Raw genomic sequence first — 18999 nt, 5'->3', positions numbered from 1 at the left:
AACCCTCAGGGAGGGCTGTCAGGAGGCTATTTTCAAACCAGACGCCATGAACGGGGTTCACCTTGAAGCATGAAAATGCCCGAGGAACGCCGCCCGAAAGCGGCTATTTACAGGATAGGTAAAATGCTGGTTATGGAAATGGCCTCTTCGGTATTGTGCGGCGTGGACGTGCTGGTGCGGGATAAGTTCTCCGCGCTCGGGCGTGGGACCATCGGGCTGATCACGAACCACACGGGGCTCACCGTGGAAGGCGTGGCGACCGCAGATATCCTGGCAGAGTCGCCAACCGTACAGCTGAAGGCGTTTTTTGGCCCCGAGCATGGGATTCGTGGTGCGGTGGATGAGAAAGTCCCCGATGGCAAAGATCCCAAGACGGGCTTGCCAGTCTACTCCCTCTACGGCGAGCGCTACGAGCCCACGGCGGAGCAGCTGGCGGGAATCGAGACCCTGGTCTACGATATCCAGGACATCGGTTGCCGCTTCTACACGTTTCTCTCCACTCTGGGGCACTGTCTGACGGCGGCGGCCAAGCACGGGAAGCGCTTTGTGGTGCTGGATCGGCCCAACCCGATTGGTGGCGTTGCAATGGAAGGCCCGATTGCGGATAAAGATAAGCTGGCCTTTGTCGCGTGGCATCCGATCCCGGTGCGCCACGGCATGACCATGGGCGAATTGGCAAAGCTGATCGTCGCGGAGAAAAATCTGAAAGTGGATCTAACCGTGATCCCCTGCGAGGGCTGGAAGCGCGGCGAGTACTGGGACGCGACGGGCCTGACGTGGGTCAATCCATCGCCCAACATGCGCTCCCTCACGCAGGCGACTCTCTATCCAGGGATTGGGCTCATCGAGTTCACCAATATCTCAGTAGGCCGTGGCACCGACACGCCGTTTGAGTGGATCGGAGCGCCGTATCTCGACCCTCGCCGTCTGGCAAGTGCGCTCAACGAAAAGAATCTGCCGGGGATTCGCTTTATTCCGGTGCACTTCACACCCAAGGCCAGCAAGTTCGCAGGCGAGCTCTGTGGCGGTGTCAACTTTCTGGTCACGGATCGCCTAAAACTCCAGCCCGTGCGTGTGGGAATCGAGCTCGCACTCACGCTTCGCAAGCTCTACCCGAGTGCGTGGCAGGCGGAGAAGCTCATGACGCTGCTGGTCAACCGGCAGGCGATGGATGGCGTGCTGGCAGGCGAGGACTATGCGAGTCTTGCTCGCCACTGGAGCCCTAGCCTGCGCACGTTTGCCAACCGTCGCAAATCGCACTTGCTCTACCCATAAAAATAAATTTTCGGGTTTTTATCAGAATCAGGGGTTCTCACCCGTTCTAGGAGTGAAAGCGGGGGAGAGACCTCCGCAAGAACCAACCAAGAGGAAACCTGAAACAATGAAAACGATCTTTACCCAACTGACTATCTGCGCCGCCGCTCTTCTGAGCCTGACCACCCTGAGCTTCGCTCAGACGCAAACCACCGAGAAAGCTGCCCCTAAAGCCGCTGTGATGGCGACGAAGAAAGCCCCGAAGGCTGCGAAAACTACCAAAGCGGAAGTGGGAATGGTCTCGCTCAACAAAGCGACGGCCAAGGAGCTAGAGAGCCTTCCGGGAATCGGCCCCGCCATCGCCGAGCGTATCGTCGCCTACCGCACTGAGCAAGGCAAGTTTAGCGAGCTCAGCGAGCTGATGGAGGTCAAGGGAATCGGGGAGAAGAAGCTCGCCCAGCTCCGTCCGCACCTCACCCTAGACTAGGCTTCCGGCGCGGCGTGATACGATGGGAGCGTGCTAGATCACCTGATTTCGATGCCGCTCCCCTTTACGCCGGGGGGCATTATCTTTGACTGCGACGGTACCCTGGCGGATACGATGCCGCTCCACTACCAAGCATGGCGAGCCACTCTTGACCGTGCGGGGCACCCGACAATGTTTACCGAGGAGCAGTTCTATGCCTGGGCGGGGGCACCTGCCTACGAGATTCTGGAGCGCCTTGCGGTGCAACACCAGGCGAGACTTGCACTGGCGGAGCTGACTCATGAAAAAGAGATGACCTACCAGAAGCTAATTCCCCAGCTTACCCCCATCGAACCTGTCCTAGCCGAGCTTCGGCGTTTTTATGGTAGCGTGCCTCTGGCCGTGGTCTCGGGAGGGATGCACGCACTGGTCGAGGAGACACTGGACATTTTGGGGGTTTTGGACTGCTTCGTGCGGATCATTGGCTCTGAGGATGTCACCAAGGGCAAGCCAGATCCCGAGGGCATGTTGCTTGCCGCCGCAGCGCTGGGTGTAGCAGCTGCGGATTGCGTCGTCTACGAGGATGGCCCGGCGGGGATCGAGGCAGCGCGGCGTGCTGGGATGCGTGCCGTGGACATTACGAAGTTTATCGGTTAGAATTACCGAAGCGATGTCTGCAACCCTGCCTCCCTCAAACCCTACCCCCAAACCTGAAAACCGTCTGGCGACACGCCTCTTTGCCTTTGTGGTAATCGTGGCGGGGCTGGCTCTCGTGGGGTATGTTTTTTTGACCGCGAAACAGCTCTTCGAGGCACCCGCACAGCCTTTGCCGACTCCGCTGCCGACGCCTAAGCCACTACCCGGCGCGACGCCTGCGCCGGACAACAATGCGGCGGGGGCTGGGGCGCTTCAGGCGGGCTGGCTGTTCGTTGGCTACATCAAGCGCCTGCTGGCCTTGCTCATGATGTGTATCGCCGGGAGCATTGTCGCCGCCCTCGGAGTTCGACTCTGGGGTAAGAAGTAGCTCCGCACCATCAGGGAACACAACCGTGTCGCCTGGCCTTAGCTTGCGTCCCCGCCGCTGCTCCTGCTCTCCATTGATCTCAAAGCCACCTTCTTCCAGTAGCAACTTCGCCTCACCGCCCGTCATGGCGATTCCGAGTGCTTTCAGAAGCTGCCCCAGAGTAATAAACTCTCCGCGTACCTCAAATCCTTCGTCCACTTTAGGATAAACCCTCCTGGTAAATTGTCAGTGCCGTGCGCATCGAGGGAAATGCAATCTCGTCTAGTTCTACATCTTTCGGATCAAGCCAGAGCGCCTCGCTTGCCTCATCTTTGGCCAATAGAAGCGCATCTTGCGAGGGATGTGCCAAAAAGAAAAGGTCACAGACGGGATAAACGAGCCCTTTATAGTGATAGTTGTTTGGTGAGGAGCAAAAAAACTCGACATGATGAACAGCTAAGCTTACCTCTTCTTGTAGCTCTCGTACCAGAGCTATCTCCGCCCGTTCCCAAGGGTCGACAAAACCGCCTGGCACTGCCAGCATTCCTTGAGCTGGTTGTCGTGCCCGGCGAATAAAGAGCATCTTCCCATCGGAGCGAATCACGAGTGCTGAGGCCGAAACAGTGGCATTGAAGTGAAGATAGAATCTACAGTGCTCACAGCTAAATGTGCGCTCTGTGGCGGTGCCGCCTTGCTTGCCACACTGAGGGCAGAAGTGAAAACGCTCATGGGCAGGAAGAAAATCATTCATGGCTCTGGCTATAGTACCGTAATAGGTACAATCCCTGTATGGCTTTCCTGATGTTGCCTGCGTGGACTCAGCAGCTCGTTGTCCCAAATATCTGGGAAGCGCTGTACTGGAACGTCGAGGCACGTGGGCCACTTCTTGCCGTAGGGATAGAGAGCTGGGAGCAGCTCCCCAATCTGCCGGAAGCTGCGCCAGGACTACAAAATGCCGCCGAGCTTCTCACACGCTACGATGCCATTCTCGTGCGCTGTGGAAATATCACGGTTGCCGCTGCACGGACGATGCGCCTCTACGATCCGCCACGGGTGCCTGTGGGGCTGAGTGAGAAACTACGCGATGTTGCGCCCAATACCTACCTCTACATGCTACTCGACTCACTCTCTTCCGGGCAAGAGCAGCAGCTTTTCTCCGAGCAAGGGCTGGCACTTAGCGCACTGGATCCCCGTCAGAGCCGCTGGCTTTGGGAGAATATCTTGCCGGAGAGCGCGACATTCCGTCTGCCACAAACAGCTGAGATTAACCGCCAGACACTGCGAGTTCGTCTAAGCCGTCAGCTTGCGATCCAGGTCACCGGTAAGAACGGGCAGGGGAGTCTCTACACACCGACGGGCCTTCCGCCACTTCCTGCGGCAAGTCTGTCTCTCGCCCTGCGCGAATCTCTTCCACCAGTGGAGGGTGATGAGATACTTCTCGGGTACCGTCGAGTACTGGGTAAGAACAAACCCACAGATCTCGCACCTAGCGCGTCGTCACTCAATGCGATTGTCTCGCTGGAGGGCTGTGCGACCGTGAAAGCTCTGATCGCAAGACTGGCACAAGCCACCCGACTGTCTCTGTTTGCCGATGCTGCGCTGGCTGGAAAGTCGGTACGGGTACGGGGAACAAAGGCGCGGGCAGGCGATGTACTCCAGGCACTCTGTCGTGGGGTGAATGGTGGGATGCGGCAAGTGGGCTCGGTGTATCTTCTGGTGGAGGATCTCCCCAGCGCGGCGGAACGTCGTGAGCGAGCCAACGCGGACTACCAGCGATTTTTACTTCCTCAAGAGCAAGAGACGCAGCAGCTCTCCCAGCTTGCCGCCGCTGCGCTCCGTCGCCTTAGCCGCCAGGGTGGTCTGGCAAGAGTTCCCCGGAGCCGCCAGGATGCTCCAGAGCCGCTCTGGGCACTGGCAGAGCGCTTCGATACCGAGGCACATATCCCGTTTTCTCAGCTAACCGAGACACTCAAGCGCGAGGTACTAACACGCTTTGAGCAGCAGAAAGCACAGGTCGAAGAGGTCGGAGGGCTCGCTATTGAGGTGCCAGCCGAGGCAACGGCGGAGCAAAAGCTTGTCGTCGAGCTACTGGCTCCAGACGTTCAGGGAGTGGCCGAGGCGGTCTCTTTTTCCGTCGAGCCGCTTCTCCTGGAAGAGTCACCGGTGGCGCCCATCGGGCCGATTGTAATTCCCGAGACTCTCTCCGTCCGCGCCTGGCAAGTGCAGCTTCCTGACAATGATAAGGCGCAAGACGCACTGCTGGCTCTGGCAAAGCGCGGCAAGATCGACCAGCTCCGTGTGCCCTTCATGTTGCAACCGGAGGCTGAGGTGCGCTTGATGGCTCTGGCACGCGCGGCAAAACCGATGGGAATTGGGGTGGTGCCTGTGCTCTCACCCTTCATGGCCTTGACTCCGAGTGCGCCGCGAGAGCGCAACGCCATGGGGCTTACACTCAAATACTGGGCAGCGAAGCTTGCCACGGATGCGTCACCCTCCAGCCGACTCGCACGTGGACTCGCCCACTGGGACTTTCTTGTCCCTGAAGCACTTGATCCCACTGCGTTTGTGACGCTGACGAGACGTCTGATGGCACTGCCTGGCATCAGTGGATTGGCGCTTGATAGTGTGAGTGTTCCGGGCTACCCTGAGGCGGAAGTGGGGGACTGGTCTTTATGGATCGGTGGGCTGGCTCTGGAGGGCCGGGTTGCCTTTCTTCGCACCCACCAGACCGATCCAGCCGATCTCATCGCCGCGTCCCCGTTTGATTTGGAGCGCAGTACCACCGAGAAAAATACGCTACGTGATCTCTGGGAGACTCAGCAGCGCCAGCGTCGTGATAGAGCGCTGGCACGGCTCAATACGGCTCTCCTGCAGGCAAAACTTCCTTTGCCCCTCTCTGTTCGTGAGGGAAGTCTGGGTAAGAGTGGTGCTTGGCGGCGCTGGCGTGGTGTGGTTCCTGGGATTGATGAGAGCGAAGAGAGCGCTTCGTCGGGTCTGCTCCATGTTAGCCTGCTTGCCTACGAGGCGAAGGTCTCTGGTCTCGTCAGTAGCTCGAATGGGCTTCTCGGTGCCGAGGCCCGCCTGCGCGAGTGGCTAGATCTAGAGCTTCAGCCCGCTACGCGACCTACACCTGATCATCCCGACCACTGGGATGGCTTCGTGGTGGATGTCTCCGATAGGCCGCTCACTGTCGCCCTGACACTTCTGGAGCAAACCTTTATCGCTCTATCAAGTGCTTCATGTGATAGAGGAGATTGAGAAGTCCAAAGAAAGCAACCGAGTAGAGTAAGAAGTGGGTGAGAAGCGTATTGAAAAGTGGGATACTTCGTCGCATTAGCGCCACCAGAGTGGCAAGAATCAGAAAAATGCCAAGGAAGCAAATCCCGGCGAAGCTTATCCCTAAGAAGTTAACAGGGCTATGGGGTTGTGCGGCGATCAGCTCCCAGAGCAAGCCTAGCATGAGTATGATCCCTAGAGTATTTCCAACGAGAAGGGATTTCATGGCAATATTATAGCAAGTTCGTCAAGGGGCAGGAATTTGCAGAGGCTATGTGGAAACGGCCTTTATCATCAGGAGGAACTTTTGGGTATGTCTCAAAATAGACGTGAGTTTTTAGTGGGAGCGGCGGCGCTTGGAGTGGGCATGACGTTTGCCGAGAAAGCACTGGCAAAGCAGGGTGGTAAGGTCAAGTTTGCTTGTATCGGCGTGGGCGGCAAAGGAGATAGCGACACCGCTGATGCGAATCGTTTTGGTGAGGTCGTTGCGATCTGCGATGTGGATGAAACGACGGTGGCAAAGGCGCTCAAGCGCTACCCCAATGCCAGGCCCTTTACCGATTGGCGCAAGTGTCTGAAGGCTATGGCCAAGGAAGTAGATGCGGTTACCATAACCGTTCCCGACCACATGCACGGCATCATCGCCGCCAATGCCATGATGATGGGCAAGCACACTTTTTGCCAGAAGCCACTCTGTCGCACGATCTACGAAGCCCGTCGTCTGGCAGAGATTGCGGTGCAGATGAATGTGCAGACCCAGATGGGCAACCAGGGGACGGCAGATCCGAAGCTACGTAAGCAAGCCGCTCAAGTTCGTGCGGGGATGATCGGTAAGGTCAGCGAGATCCATGTCTGGAGCAACCGCCCGATCTGGCCTCAGGGCATCGCCCGTTCGACCAGTGTTGCCACTCCACCTTCGACTCTAAACTGGGACACTTGGCTGGGTGTTGCTCCCACTCGTCCCTATGTGCAGGGAGCCTACCATACGTTCAACTGGCGTGGCTGGTGGGACTTTGGCTCCGGAGCAATGGGGGACATGGGCTGCCACACACTCAACATGCCCTTCATGGCACTGGATCTACGTGACCCTATCTCGATTCAGTCTGAGACCGCACCCAACAACGGCGACTCGTTCCCCGCGTGGTCAGTCACCACCTTCATGTTCGCCGCGACCTCTACCCGTGGCCCGATCAAGCTGGTCTGGTACGATGGCAACAAGCAACCCCCGATGGAGATTCTCGCCGACTGCCTCGACGAGGACTGGAAGCTCAACAGCTCCGGTTCCCTCCTGATCGGTGACAAGGGCAAGATCTATGTTCCCGGTGACTACGGCTCTGGTGGCCGTGTGGTTGGTGGTGTAGATCTCTCAAACGTGGGCTTCGAGGAGTCTCCGGGCCACTTCGCCGAGCTCGTGCGTGCCATCAAAGAGGGTAAACCCGCGATGAGCAACTTCCCGGGCTACGCAGGCCCACTCGCCGAGATGGTGCTCGCCGGAAATCTGGGGGTTCGTGCAGGTGGCAAGAAGGTCGAGTGGGATGCCCGCAAGATGAAGGCTACCAACATGCCCGAGCTGGATGCCTATATCAAGCCCAAGTACCGCAAGGGCTACGACATGATCTAGTGCTTGCTTTCAGCAAGCCAATGCCGCAGGGGCTCCCCTGCGGCATTTTCTATTTTCCGATTTTTTCGTAGACCCTAAGAGTCTGCTGAGCGCTTTGCTGCCACGTGAAGTTCTTCGACCACGCCAGACCGTCGCTGCCGAGCTTGGCTAAGCGTGCGGGATCGCGTAGCAGAGAGTCCGTTACGCGGGCGATCTCTTCATCGTCTTGTGGAGAGAACGTGATTCCGTTGGGCCCTGCCACCTCGGGGAGCGAGGCCGTATTGCTGGTGATCGTGGGCGTTCCACAGGCCATTGCCTCTAGTGGGGGTAAACCGAGCCCCTCCCAGAGCGAGGGAAACACAAACATATCAGCAGCGCGGTAGTGTGCACCGAGGAGGCCATCCGAGGGGATCTTGCCAGCATGGACAATCCGCTCTCCCACTCCAAGCTGCTCCACAAGTGCTGCTTCGTCCTCGTGAAAGGGGGAACCTACCCGCAGTAGCCAGACATCGTCCCCGAGAGCTTTCAGAAGTTTTATCAGAGCAATCGTGTTTTTATAGCGCCCGGTGGTGCCCACATGCATGAGGAGCCGCGCATTTTCTGGAATGTTGTAGCGCTTGCGAATCAGCACCCGTTCCTCGGCGAGTGTTGGTGCCTCCGTTGGCTCGGGCGTAAAGTTTGGGTTGATCCCAAAGTACACAACATGGAGCCGTTCTGCTGGGATTTTGGTGTGCTCCAGAAGGTTCTGTTTGGATGACTCCGAGATGGTAATCACTTCCTGGGCTGCCTCTAGGTTTGCAATAATCTTTGGGAAAGCACGACGCTGATTGTCACTGATAGCAATATCGAGCTTCCCTAGACTTGCGAGCAGCGGAATAATATCGTGGCAGCTAATCACGGTTCGCTCTGCGGGAAGGGACTTTAGGAGATGTGCGTGGCTGTGGTCGAGGATGTGGAAAATATCCCCCCGATAGCGGTTCTTTTTCACCACTAGAGGGTACTTGACCAGACGGCCTAAGCGCTCTGCTGTCTTAGCTCCCAGATTCCCTGGGAGCAGCTTTGCCGCCAGAGCAACATGGTGACAGGTGAGGGAGTCCAACTCCCAGCCTGGTGGAGTAATCTGGTGGAGTGCCTGCGTCAGCTCATCCGCATAGCGCTTCATGCTGACAGCATGGTACTCCACCAGATTGGGAATCAGCAGGACTTTCACGTGGGGATGGTTTACCGATTCGCAATGAGCGGGGCAATCAAGAGGCTGACGACGCTCATGACTTTGATGAGGATCGCCACGCCAGGGCCGGAGGTGTCTTTAAACGGATCACCGACGGTATCTCCGACAACGGCGGCTTTATGGGCATCACCGCCTTTGACGTGTCCTTCTAGGTCGCCTTTCTCAATGTGCTTCTTGGCATTGTCCCAGGCTCCTCCTGAGTTGGCCATGAAGAGGCTCAGGGTGGAACCAACGGCTAGAGAGCCTGCAAGCATCCCCGCCAGTGCTGTCGGACCGAGAATAAAGCCCGTGAGCGTGGGGGCAAGTATCGCAACTAAGCCCGGTTGGATCATCTCGATCAGCGCGGCTTTGGTGGCAATGTCCACGATATGGGCGGGCTCAGGATCAGCGGTGCCTTCCAGAAGTCCTGGAATCTCCTTGAACTGCCGGGCGATCTCAATGACTATCTTCTGTGCCGCATGACCGACCGCAAGCATCGTGGAAGCGCTCACCCAGAAGGGCAGGATTGCACCAAGAAGCACTCCGATCAGCACGGTCGCATCGGTGAGCTCCAAGTGGAAAGGGATACCATTGGGGCCACGTGCGTGGGTAATCTCCATCGAGTAGGCCGAGAAGAGTGCCACGACGGTGAGAGTGGCCGAGCCAATGGCAAAGCCCTTACCGATAGCCGCCGTGGTATTACCCACCGAGTCTAGCTCATCGGTGATGTCGCGGACTTCTTTGCCTAGTCCACTCATCTCGCTGATGCCACCCGCGTTGTCTGAGATGGGGCCATAGGCATCCACAGTCATGACAATCGCGGTTCCGGCAAGCATTCCGACAGCGGCAATCGCAACGCCATAGAGGCCAAGCTGGGCGTTGGAAAGCCAGGCCACGGCGCAGAGAATGAGCATGGGCAATATCACGGACTCTTTGCCCACCGCGAGTCCCTGAATGATATTGGTTGCTGCACCGGTTCGCGACGACTCAGCAACACGTCGAATGGGCAAGTGGGCGGTGTAGTACTCGGTCACAAGGCCAATGACAGCCCCTCCAATCGCACCCGCTGCCAGACAGATCGTCACGGTCTGCGTTGCGCCTAGAATCGGCATCAGGATTGCGGAGACAGCGGTGAGGGCAATCGGAGGAATGATCAGGCAGTTCCGAAGGACAGTCGCAGGCTTGCTCCCACGAAGTGCGCGCGCCAGAAAGATTCCCAGAATGCTGATGGCCAGCCCCACTCCTGAAAGAATCAGAGGAAGCGCCCCTCCCAGATTTCGTTCCCCAATCTGGGAAATCCCCGGTGCCAGACTCTTGAGATGGACGGAATCGGCAGTTGTCAGGGAGATCGCGACGGCAGAGACGATAGCGGCGACCATGGACTCGTAGATATCCGCACCCATTCCTGCGACATCACCGACGTTATCCCCAACATTATCGGCCACCACGCCTGGGTTGCGGGGATCGTCCTCGGGGATACCTTCGATCACTTTTCCCGCGATATCGGCCCCCACATCGGCGGCTTTGGTGAAGATCCCACCGCCAATACGGGCAAAGAGGGCGATACTGCTGGCTCCGACGGCGAAGGCGTGGAGCGTCGTATTCATCAGGGAGGGATTATCACGCAGGCTAAAGTACACCGCTGTCAGGCCGACAAGCCCGAGACCGGCAACCGAAAGCCCCATCACCGCGCCCCCATCCAGCGCGATGAGCAAAGCATTGGGCTTGCTACCTCGACGGGCAGCCTCCGCTGTGCGGACATTGGCTAGAGTTGCGGCTTGCATCCCACAAAAACCTGCCAGAAGCGAGAGAAAAGCCCCTAGGACAAAGGCATCTGCCGCCAACCAACCCAGCGTAAAGCCCAGCACGACGAAAACCACGAGCGTGTAGACCGCCAGCACCTTGTACTCGCGGGTCAGAAACGCCATCGCTCCTTCGCGGATGTACTTGGCGATGCGATTCATGGTCTCTGTGCCGCCAATGGGCTGGCGCTTCACGTTGCCATAAAAGAAAAAAGCGAGGGCGAGCCCGATCAGGCCGATTACCATCGGCGAGAGAATCCAGGCGTTACTCAGTTGTCCTGCCAAAGGGCAGACCTCCTTATTCCAAAAATGTTGAATTGTAGTGGCTGCAACTCTTGCGCCAGACTATCCAAAAAGAGAAAGACGGCGAAAAAGGAAATGGCAGCAACCATAGGTGCCGAGTGAGTATACCCGAGTTTGTGAAAAATTTCCCTATCGCAAACTAAGAAGTTTCAAATGACTCCACTGTCTTTGTCTTTCCAGGCAACAATTGCATTTTGTGTGTCTAGCAAGCGGCTCATGAGTGCCCCCTCATCGTGGGCAAGAACTAGTGCTAGGCTCTCCGGTACAAAAAGACTCTCGAACTCTGTCTGAAGCGAGCCCGAAAAGACATGCGAGACCTGCGGAAACTGCTCGCTCATCCAGGAACGTAAAACTAGGTACTGCGCTTCCATAAACGGATTCACCTGCCCGACCTTCGCGGCATCACAGATCAGCTCGACTAAGTCGCTGAAGCGTGCCTCGAAGGCCTCGGCGGTAAGCGTGGCTACCTCCCGCGTGAGGGTCATGGACGCTTGCTCTGTTCCACAAAGTTCATGCGTAGATCACTGACCATGGCTTTAAGCGGCAGGCGCTCTTCGGGGGCAACATGGGGCTCTAGCTGCTCAGCGAGAAAGCCAACCGTGTTGATGGCGATCTGAGCCTGCGCCATGTCTTTTTCGATCTGACCGGTCATAGGGTTGGCGACTAAGCCCATCCGGAGCCAGGCTAGGTTGCGTAGCTCGCCCATGAAGAGCGCCAGAACGGAGCGCACGTCAGGGATCTCGTTACTCTCTTCACCGTCTTCGCCGTCTTCATTTTCCCCCATAAACAGACCTTCCATGCCCTCAGAAGCCATTACGTCCAGAGATTCTGGAGATTCTGGTTCAGGGCTGGAAAGAACAACAGGGGCAGGGGTTGGAGTGGGCGTGGTATCGTCCGTGCTCTGGCGGCGACGGTCGCGGAAGGTAAATCCTTCTTCCTCTTCTTCGGGCATGAGGGATTGTAGCACGGGGCAAGACCCCTGTGCAATGGGGTACACTGAAAACTAGATGAAAACGGAGGCGGCAGAGGTTTTTGAGGAAGTCGGAGAGACTGCCACCAAGCTAGTACGTCGCACGATTGTCCGGGCGTTTGAGTATCTTGGGGAGCTTGTGACGTTGCTGGGGCGCACTCTTCGGGCAATCTTCCAGGAGGGAATTAACTTTGGCGACCTGGCAAGACAGCTCACCAGTGTCGGGACGGAGTCTCTGCCCATCGTACTCCTCACGGTTGGCTTCTCGGGGGCGGTTCTCGCGCTCTACACGGTCGGGTCCCTCACCAACCTGGGGATTGGTAATCTCCTGGGGGGCATTGTCGCTCTCTCGATTGTGCGTGAAACCGGGCCTCTGATTACGGCTGTCACCCTGATTGCTCGCGTGGGCTCCGGGATCACGGCGGAGATTGGGGCGATGAAGACCACCGAGCAAGTGGATGCGCTCCGGGCAATGGGAATCTCCCCCGTGGGCTACCTGGTTGTTCCGCGCCTGATTGCCTGTCTGATAATGGGGCCTGTCACCACGCTCTTTGGGGATGCCGCAGGACTGTTTGGCGGTGGCCTCATCGCCGTCAATCAAGGCCAGACCTCACATCAGTTTATTGATTCCTTTCGCCAACTTCTCGACACTAATGGCTCGGATATCTTAGAAGGGCTTTTCAAGGCGCTGGTCTTTGGAATGCTGATCGCGCTGATTGCTTGTCGCGAGGGGCTGGAGACAAAAGGCGGAGCGGCAGGGGTAGGGCGCTCAACTAACCGCGCCGTGGTCTTCACGATAATCCTGGTCTTTGCCGCAGACTTTGTGATGACGTGGTTCTTTAAGGCAAAGTCGGTAGTCTAGTTATGAGTGAGGAAAAGCCGCGAATCTCGCTTCGTGACCTGCGCTACGTGGTAGATGACCGCGAGATCTTGGGAGGCATCACGCTGGATGTGGCTCCTGGCGAGATCCTCTGCGTCATGGGGCTCTCAGGTGCGGGCAAGTCCACGATTCTGCGCTGTATTGCGGGGCTCATCTCTGCCACAGGTGGACAGCTCTTGGTAGATGGTGTGGATATTGTCGGGATGAAAGAGCGCGAGCTGCTGCCCATCCGTGCGAAGATGGGAGTCGTTTTTCAGTACGCCGCGCTCTTTGACTCGATGAATGTTTATGGAAATATCGCCTTTGGGCTCTTGCGGGGCTTGCGCTGTAAAGAGTATAAAAAGAAGAGGCGTCCGGAGATTGCGGAATTAGTCGCGGAGCACTTAAAAGAAGTGGGGCTGCCTGGTATCGAGAAGCGCTTGCCCTCCGAGCTCTCGGGCGGCATGCGACGGCGAGTCGGGCTGGCGCGCGCACTGGCCACTGAGCCCGAGATTATCCTCTACGACGAGCCCACCAGCGGTCTTGATCCTGTGACAGCGGCGGCGATTGATCACTTGATTATTCGGACACGGGAGCGGAAAAATGTTGCCAGCGTTGTGGTTTCCCACGACATGCAGAGTATTTTCCGAATTGCGGATAAAATACTAATGCTCTATGAAGGAAAGGCTCAGATCTACGGCACCCCAGACGAAGTCCGGGGAAGCACCGACCCTATTGTCCAGCAGTTTATTCGGGGAGAGATCGAAGGCCCCATCGAGATTGGATAGACCATGAGATGTAAACGAGACATCGTGACAGTTCTTGCTGTTTGTAGCGCGGTTCTCTGCTTTAGTCTTTGCAAAAACTGGCTGAAACAAGAAGCAGACGTGCGGTCTACCTATCCACTGACACTGATTTTACACAATGCGCAGGGGCTACGGGGAAATGAGAGTGTCTTAGTATCTGGGGTTGTTATGGGAAGTGTCACCACAGTTCAACTGGATACAGACCCACGCACCGTTCTTGTCAGACTACGTCTCTCCCATGAACTGATATTGTCCAAGAATTCTGTTGCCAGGGTTGATGTTCCGCCTTTTGGGGGTATGTCTACTGTTCATATCACGCCGGGTGACTCCCGAGAAACGCTGGGTTCTGGGGATCAGATCCACGAGAGAGTTTATGAGTAAGCGCGATATTGTCACCGGAGTGGTGATTGTGGGGGCGGCCATTGGCTTTGGGGTTGCTAAGGGCTGGCTTAACCGTAGCTGGGAGGAGCGCAACTCCACGGACTTTCGGGTGGCCTTTGAGGATGCCAAGGGGCTCAAGGGCGGCGAGGAGGTTCGGGTTGCGGGCTTCCAAGTGGGCTCCGTCAAAGAAGTCCGCCTCTCCGACGATGGTCGTAAGGCTATTACGCTCCTGCGCATTAACGACGGCGTGAAGATTCCGCTGAAGTCGCAGATTAGTGTGTCGTCGGGGCTGCTCGGTGGTGGTGCGGTAGTGACCATTACCCCCAGCCGTGAGACGGCGTTCATCACGGAGGCAACCACGAAAGAGACACCTCTTGAAGGTGAGCCTGCGGCGGGCCTCGACTCCGCGCTGGCAGGGGTGAGCAAGTTCACCAACGACGATGCGCTTCGCAAAGATCTGACAGCAACCGCACATAACCTGAAGATAATCAGCGAGAAGCTCAGCAAGCTGGGCGCGATTGGGGCACTGGACGATCCCGCGGGCGATCTTCAGCAGACGATGCGTAATATTCGTGTCACCTCGGCGCTGCTTCCGGCAACTATGAAAAAGGTAGATACTGTCGTCGCCAATGCCGCTGATGTGACCGCCTCTGCCAAAAATATTGCGCCGCTCTTGGAGAAGCAAGTGGCGACGCTCTCGAAAGAAACCCAGACCCTCATCAAAGACCTCGACTCCGTGATGAGATCGGGCGGACGGATCGCCACCCAGACCGAGGGGCTAGCCAAAGAGGCCAAAGAAACGGTCGCGGATAGCCGTGCAAGTATCAAAGCCCTTCTGCGCTCTGCCAACGATGCCACGGCAGGAGTGGCGGGACTGACCGAGCAGCTGAAGCTACTCGTCGGGGACAAAGACCTTCGGGGAAATGTTGTGGCGGCCACGGCCAATCTGACGAAGCTTTCGGATAATCTTGTCGCCCTCTCACAGAAGCTTGATGACACAGCAGGAACTCTGGCAAAAAACATTACCGATCCCGAGTTACTGGCAAATATCAAGACAACTGTCGCCAATGTCAAGGATGCCAGCGGCTCCATAAAAAATATTACCGCTCGTGTGGAGACACTGCGGCTGCCCGGTGAGAAGAGGCCAAGCGTGGTAAATCCACCGGAACCGTTGAAAAAACAGCCTTCCTGGTACGAGCCGGGCTTGACCGGAGACTTTCTGTACGATACAAAGGCGGAGCGTTTTCGGCTCGATACCAATTATTCTGTGGTGACGGGGGGGCAGCTCTGGCGAGCGGGTCTCACGGATGCGACAGAGCGAAATCTGGTCAATGTGCAGCTCGGGCAGAAAAGCGGAGAGCTCTGGACACGCTACGGCCTCTTTGGCGGAAAGCTGGGAGTTGGGTTTGATGTGCCGGTTGGGTCGCTACAGTGGCGGCTTGATCTACAAGACCCGAACCGCTTTACCGTCAATACGCGGCTGAGAGCGCGTCTGAACGATAGCGCAGCGCTGACCTTTGGACTGGATTCCGTGGGCAACGGGAATCTCCCTAGGATTGGCCTGCAGATAAGGAAGTAAAAATGAACGTAATTTTGCAGAAAGATGTTGTTAAAGTGGGTAAAGAGGGCGAGGTCGTGACCGTCTCCGATGGTTATGCTCGCAACTACCTAATGCCCCGTGGTCTGGCTGTCTCCGCTTCAGGCGGAGCGCTGAAAGTTTTGGAGGCACGCCACGCCGCCGATGAGCGCAAGAGCGAGGCACTGCTAGCTCAGGCAACCAAAGACCAGGCCACTCTTGAGGGTAAGACCATCAAGATCATCGGTAAGGCGGGAGTGGGGGATCGTCTCTACGGCTCCATCACGTCGAGTGATATTGCCGAGTCTCTCAAAAAAGAGTTTGGCGTTGCCGTGGACAAGCGCCGCGTGCTCCTGCTCGACCCGATCCGTGCGATTGGAACCTTTCATGTGGATGTCAAGCTCCACAAAGACATCACGGTTCCCGTAACTGTCGCGGTTGACAAAGCGTAAGCAAGGCCGCGCAAGCAAAGTAGGGGCGCGGCGACTAGCCGCGCCCTTTTAATTTCTCTAATTTTTATGAACGGACGCGTCCCCCCCCAAAATATTGAGGCCGAGATGGCTGTGCTGGGCTCCATGCTTTTGGGAGACAGCGGAGCCATTGAGCGCGTCACGGAGTTTCTGGATAAGCAGGACTTCTACCGTGAGGCCCATGGCCGTATCTACGAAGCCATGCTGGCGCTGGTAGATAAAGTAGAACCCGTAGACATTGTCACCCTCAAAGATGAGCTCACGCGCCGGGGGAGCTTGGAGCAAGTGGGTGGCTACTTGTATCTGATGCAGCTCGCCGAGTATGTCCCCACACCTGCCAATATCGTCTACTACGCCAAGATCGTCTCCGAGAAAGGCGTGCTCCGTCGCCTAATCGAGACCGCTTCCGAGATCGCCGGGATGGCCTATGGTGAGATCGATGAGGTGGACACGCTGGTGGATCAGGCCGAGCGTGCCATCTTCAATGTCGCTCGCAAGCGTAAGACAGAAGGCTTCACCCCGCTCCGCCCCTTGCTCAGTGACGTCTTCGAGCAAATTGACACTGCCTACCATGACAAAGGCGTCGTCAGTGGCACCGATACTGGCTTTTATGACCTCAATTACATCACTAGTGGCCTAAAACGCGGTGATTTAATTATCATTGCTGCTCGACCTAGTATGGGAAAAACAGCACTAACGATGAATATCGGTCAAAATGCAGCAGGTAAGGGGAGTGTAGTCGCAACTTTCTCGCTAGAAATGAGTAAAGAGTCGCTTGTGCAGCGTATGATGTGCTCAGAAGCGAAAGTAAATGCCCATAAATTGCGCACTGGTTTCTTGCAAGACGAAGAATGGTCTCGGCTTTCGGAGGCCGTGAACCGCTTGTGGGATGCGCCGATGTTTATTGACGATACCACGGACATGAGCTCTCTGGAGATGCGTGCCCGCTGTCGGCGCTTGAAGGCGGAGCAGGGGACGCTGGACTTGGTGATCGTAGACTACCTACAGCTCATGCGCGGTTCCGCGAAAAGCTCTGAGAATCGCAACCAGGAAATCTCCGAGATCGCCCGTGGCCTGAAAAGTCTGGCCCGCGAGCTGGACGTGCCCGTGATCGCGCTCTCCCAGCTCTCGCGTGCGGTGGAGCGCCGCGAGGACAAGCGCCCCATGCTCTCAGACTTGCGAGAATCGGGAAGTATCGAGGCAGAGGCGGATGTGGTGGCATTTATCTACCGTCCGGCGTACTATGCGCGAAAAGATGCGGTCTCGCAGGATGCGGAAGACAAGGCGGAGCAAGAAGGCGGGGACTACGAGGGAGAAGAGGCGGAGATTATTATTGCCAAGCAACGAAATGGCCCCACAGGGACAGTGAAGCTGGCATTTCTCCCCAAGTTTGCGAGTTTTGCCAACCTGGCACAGAACATGGATGGCCCTGATTTTTAGGGAAGGACCCGATTTTTGAAGATCTTAGTCATTGGAAGTGGTGCACGTGAGCACGCGATCTGCTGGAAACTGGCGCAGAGCCCTCAGGTGCGCAAGATCTTTTGTGCTCCAGGGAACGCAGGGACGGCGGAGGTGGCGGAAAATATCGCCATTGACGCGATGGACATTGAGGCACTTCGGGTTTTTGTGGAGCATCAGAAGGTTGATCTGACGGTCGTCGGGCCAGAGAAACCCCTCATTGCGGGGATTGTGGATGTCTTTGAGGCGCGGGGCCTGCGTATCTTTGGCCCAAGCCGTGAGCCCGCTCAGCTTGAGGGAAGCAAGGTCTTCTCCAAGCGTCTGATGAAGCAGGCGGGAGTTCCCACCGCAGACTTTGAGGTCTTTGACGATTCCGAAAAGGCGCGTGCGTATCTTCAGCAGGCGAGCTTTCCGATTGTCGTCAAAGCCGATGGCGAGGCAGCAGGCAAGGGTGTGGTCGTGGCACAGGACCTTGCGGAGGCTGAGACCGCGATCCGTCAGATGATGGACGAGAAGATCTTCGGGGCCAGCGGTGAGCGCGTCGTGATTGAGGCGTGTCTGCGAGGTCCTGAGGCGAGTGTCCTGGCGTTTGTGGACGGCGAGACCGTGCGCCCCATGATCGCCATTCAAGATCACAAGCGCATCGGGGAGGGCGACACCGGGCCTAATACAGGCGGAATGGGGGCCTATGCGCCCGTCAAAGTCGCCCCCCAGAGTGTTGTGGAGGAAGTAACCGCGCGGATTATCGAGCCTATCGTCACAGCGATCCGGGGGACGGGAATTCCGTATCGGGGCGTGCTCTATGCAGGTGTGATGCTCACGGAAAATGGGCCGTACTGTATTGAGTTCAACTGTCGCTTTGGCGATCCTGAGGCACAGGTGGCTCTCATGCTGATGGAGAGCGATCTGGCGACGATCTGTCAGGCAGTGGTGGATGTGGAACTCGATAAAGTGCCGGTGGTCTTTAGCCAGCGAGCAGCGGTAACCGTTGCGATGGCCTCGGATGGCTATCCCGGAAGCTACCCTATTGGTTTGCCCATCACAGGGCTGGAGGCGGCACAAAAGCTCGATGCGCTAGAGGTCTTTCATGCAGGGACTAAGCGCGATGAGACGGGCCAGCTCCTCACGAATGGCGGTCGCGTTCTTACCGTCACGGCGACGGGCGAGACCTTTGCAGAGGCCAAAGAGCGCGCTTATGCAGGCGTGGATTTGATTCGCTTTGACGGGGCGTATGTGCGCCGTGATATTGGCTGGCAAGCAGAATAAGAAAATGCTTGCAAGCATAAAACCACTATGATAAACTGGCCGGGCGCTTTCTAAAGAAAGCGTTAGACTTTTAGCTCCTGAGTGGTTAGCCGTGACGGTCTGTGTTTTTGCAGCGTCCTCCGGCCACCTTCACAACAAAATAACGACGCGTGCGGGTTGCGCACGGCTTGAGGAAGTAGCATGGGTAAGGCAAAATTTGAGCGTCTGAAACCCCACGTCAACGTGGGTACGATCGGACACGTGGATCATGGCAAGACCAGCCTGACAGCCGCGATTACAACGGTTCTGTCCAAGAGTGG

20 protein-coding genes are annotated in these 18999 nt (G+C 57.0%); 13 read left to right on the top strand and 7 right to left on the bottom strand.

Translation table 11 applies throughout. The features are described 5' to 3' along the window. The first annotated feature begins 132 nt into the window (after window positions 1–132). The 3 genes from RMO15_RS23460 (at window position 133) to RMO15_RS23450 (ending at window position 2377) form a co-directional block, all read left to right on the top strand. Window positions 133–1275 carry a DUF1343 domain-containing protein gene (locus RMO15_RS23460; RefSeq protein WP_309718107.1) on the top strand — a complete coding sequence of 381 codons (1143 nt, stop codon included), beginning with the start codon at window positions 133–135 and terminating at the stop codon, window positions 1273–1275. Window positions 1276–1381: 106 nt separating this feature from the next. Continuing rightward, the gene (locus RMO15_RS23455; protein WP_309718104.1) at window positions 1382–1741 is read left to right on the top strand and encodes a helix-hairpin-helix domain-containing protein; all 360 of its coding nucleotides are present in this window, start codon (window positions 1382–1384) and stop codon (window positions 1739–1741) included. Window positions 1742–1771: 30 nt separating this feature from the next. Continuing rightward, complete coding sequence (locus tag RMO15_RS23450; RefSeq protein WP_309718101.1) at window positions 1772–2377, top strand: HAD family phosphatase; 606 nt, start codon at window positions 1772–1774, stop codon at window positions 2375–2377. A 199-nt stretch (window positions 2378–2576) separates the two neighbouring features. Here the strand turns inward: RMO15_RS23450 and RMO15_RS23445 are convergent, their stop codons facing one another. Next, window positions 2577–2942 carry an RNA-binding S4 domain-containing protein gene (locus RMO15_RS23445; protein ID WP_309718098.1) on the bottom strand — a complete coding sequence of 122 codons (366 nt, stop codon included), beginning with the start codon at window positions 2940–2942 and terminating at the stop codon, window positions 2577–2579. Between the two features lies 1 nt (window position 2943). Beyond that, on the bottom strand, window positions 2944–3474 hold the full coding sequence (locus tag RMO15_RS23440; protein WP_309718095.1) for an NUDIX domain-containing protein: 531 nt from the start codon (window positions 3472–3474) through the stop codon (window positions 2944–2946). Window positions 3475–3512: 38 nt separating this feature from the next. Between RMO15_RS23440 and RMO15_RS23435 the strand changes: the two genes are divergently transcribed. Next, complete coding sequence (locus tag RMO15_RS23435; protein ID WP_309718092.1) at window positions 3513–5981, top strand: hypothetical protein; 2469 nt, start codon at window positions 3513–3515, stop codon at window positions 5979–5981. On the opposite strand, the gene RMO15_RS23430 is transcribed toward RMO15_RS23435, so the two are convergent. Further along, a complete protein-coding gene (locus RMO15_RS23430) occupies window positions 5941–6225 on the bottom strand; it encodes a hypothetical protein (RefSeq protein ID WP_309718090.1) in 285 nt (94 codons plus the stop codon). The genes RMO15_RS23435 and RMO15_RS23430 overlap by 41 nt on opposite strands. 87 nt (window positions 6226–6312) lie before the next feature. Between RMO15_RS23430 and RMO15_RS23425 the strand changes: the two genes are divergently transcribed. Then, a complete protein-coding gene (locus RMO15_RS23425) occupies window positions 6313–7620 on the top strand; it encodes a Gfo/Idh/MocA family oxidoreductase (protein ID WP_309718088.1) in 1308 nt (435 codons plus the stop codon). 49 nt (window positions 7621–7669) lie between these two features. Here RMO15_RS23425 and RMO15_RS23420 read toward each other — a convergent pair whose 3' ends face one another. The 4 genes from RMO15_RS23420 to RMO15_RS23405 all read right to left on the bottom strand — a co-directional run bounded on the left by RMO15_RS23420 (window position 7670) and on the right by RMO15_RS23405 (window position 11866). Next, window positions 7670–8809, bottom strand: a complete 1140-nt coding sequence (locus tag RMO15_RS23420) for a glycosyltransferase family 1 protein (RefSeq protein WP_309718086.1) — start codon at window positions 8807–8809, stop codon at window positions 7670–7672. Between the two features lie 11 nt (window positions 8810–8820). Then, complete coding sequence (locus RMO15_RS23415) at window positions 8821–10896, bottom strand: sodium-translocating pyrophosphatase (RefSeq protein ID WP_309718084.1); 2076 nt, start codon at window positions 10894–10896, stop codon at window positions 8821–8823. A gap of 167 nt (window positions 10897–11063) precedes the next feature. Continuing rightward, window positions 11064–11399: a hypothetical protein gene (locus RMO15_RS23410; RefSeq protein WP_309718082.1), complete on the bottom strand. Its 336-nt coding sequence runs from the start codon at window positions 11397–11399 to the stop codon at window positions 11064–11066. After that, window positions 11396–11866, bottom strand: a complete 471-nt coding sequence (locus RMO15_RS23405) for a DUF1844 domain-containing protein (RefSeq protein ID WP_309718080.1) — start codon at window positions 11864–11866, stop codon at window positions 11396–11398. Before RMO15_RS23405 ends, RMO15_RS23410 begins: the two co-directional genes overlap by 4 nt. Before the next feature lie 55 nt (window positions 11867–11921). Here RMO15_RS23405 and RMO15_RS23400 point away from each other — a divergent pair, with 55 nt between their 5' ends. From RMO15_RS23400 to RMO15_RS23370, 8 genes are all read left to right on the top strand, one after another. After that, the gene (locus RMO15_RS23400) at window positions 11922–12746 is read left to right on the top strand and encodes an ABC transporter permease (protein WP_309718078.1); all 825 of its coding nucleotides are present in this window, start codon (window positions 11922–11924) and stop codon (window positions 12744–12746) included. Window positions 12747–12748: 2 nt separating this feature from the next. Beyond that, window positions 12749–13531, top strand: coding sequence for an ATP-binding cassette domain-containing protein (locus RMO15_RS23395; RefSeq protein WP_309718076.1), 783 nt, complete (start codon window positions 12749–12751; stop codon window positions 13529–13531). A gap of 3 nt (window positions 13532–13534) precedes the next feature. After that, window positions 13535–13930, top strand: coding sequence for an MlaD family protein (locus tag RMO15_RS33435; protein ID WP_369016157.1), 396 nt, complete (start codon window positions 13535–13537; stop codon window positions 13928–13930). Further along, window positions 13923–15509, top strand: coding sequence for an MlaD family protein (locus RMO15_RS23390; RefSeq protein ID WP_309718074.1), 1587 nt, complete (start codon window positions 13923–13925; stop codon window positions 15507–15509). Before RMO15_RS33435 ends, RMO15_RS23390 begins: the two co-directional genes overlap by 8 nt. Before the next feature lie 2 nt (window positions 15510–15511). Further along, complete coding sequence (gene rplI, locus RMO15_RS23385) at window positions 15512–15958, top strand: 50S ribosomal protein L9 (protein WP_309718072.1); 447 nt, start codon at window positions 15512–15514, stop codon at window positions 15956–15958. 66 nt (window positions 15959–16024) lie between these two features. After that, on the top strand, window positions 16025–17416 hold the full coding sequence (gene dnaB, locus RMO15_RS23380; protein ID WP_309718069.1) for a replicative DNA helicase: 1392 nt from the start codon (window positions 16025–16027) through the stop codon (window positions 17414–17416). Between the two features lie 15 nt (window positions 17417–17431). Further along, on the top strand, window positions 17432–18700 hold the full coding sequence (purD, locus tag RMO15_RS23375) for a phosphoribosylamine--glycine ligase (protein ID WP_309718066.1): 1269 nt from the start codon (window positions 17432–17434) through the stop codon (window positions 18698–18700). Between the two features lie 180 nt (window positions 18701–18880). Beyond that, on the top strand, window positions 18881–18999 hold a 119-nt coding region (locus RMO15_RS23370; RefSeq protein ID WP_309718110.1), incomplete at its 3' end, for a GTP-binding protein.

The sequence above is a fragment of the Armatimonas sp. genome (assembly GCF_031410135.1).
Classification (GTDB): Bacteria; Armatimonadota; Armatimonadia; order Armatimonadales; family Armatimonadaceae; genus Armatimonas.
This window is presented reverse-complemented; position numbering and strand designations above follow the sequence as displayed.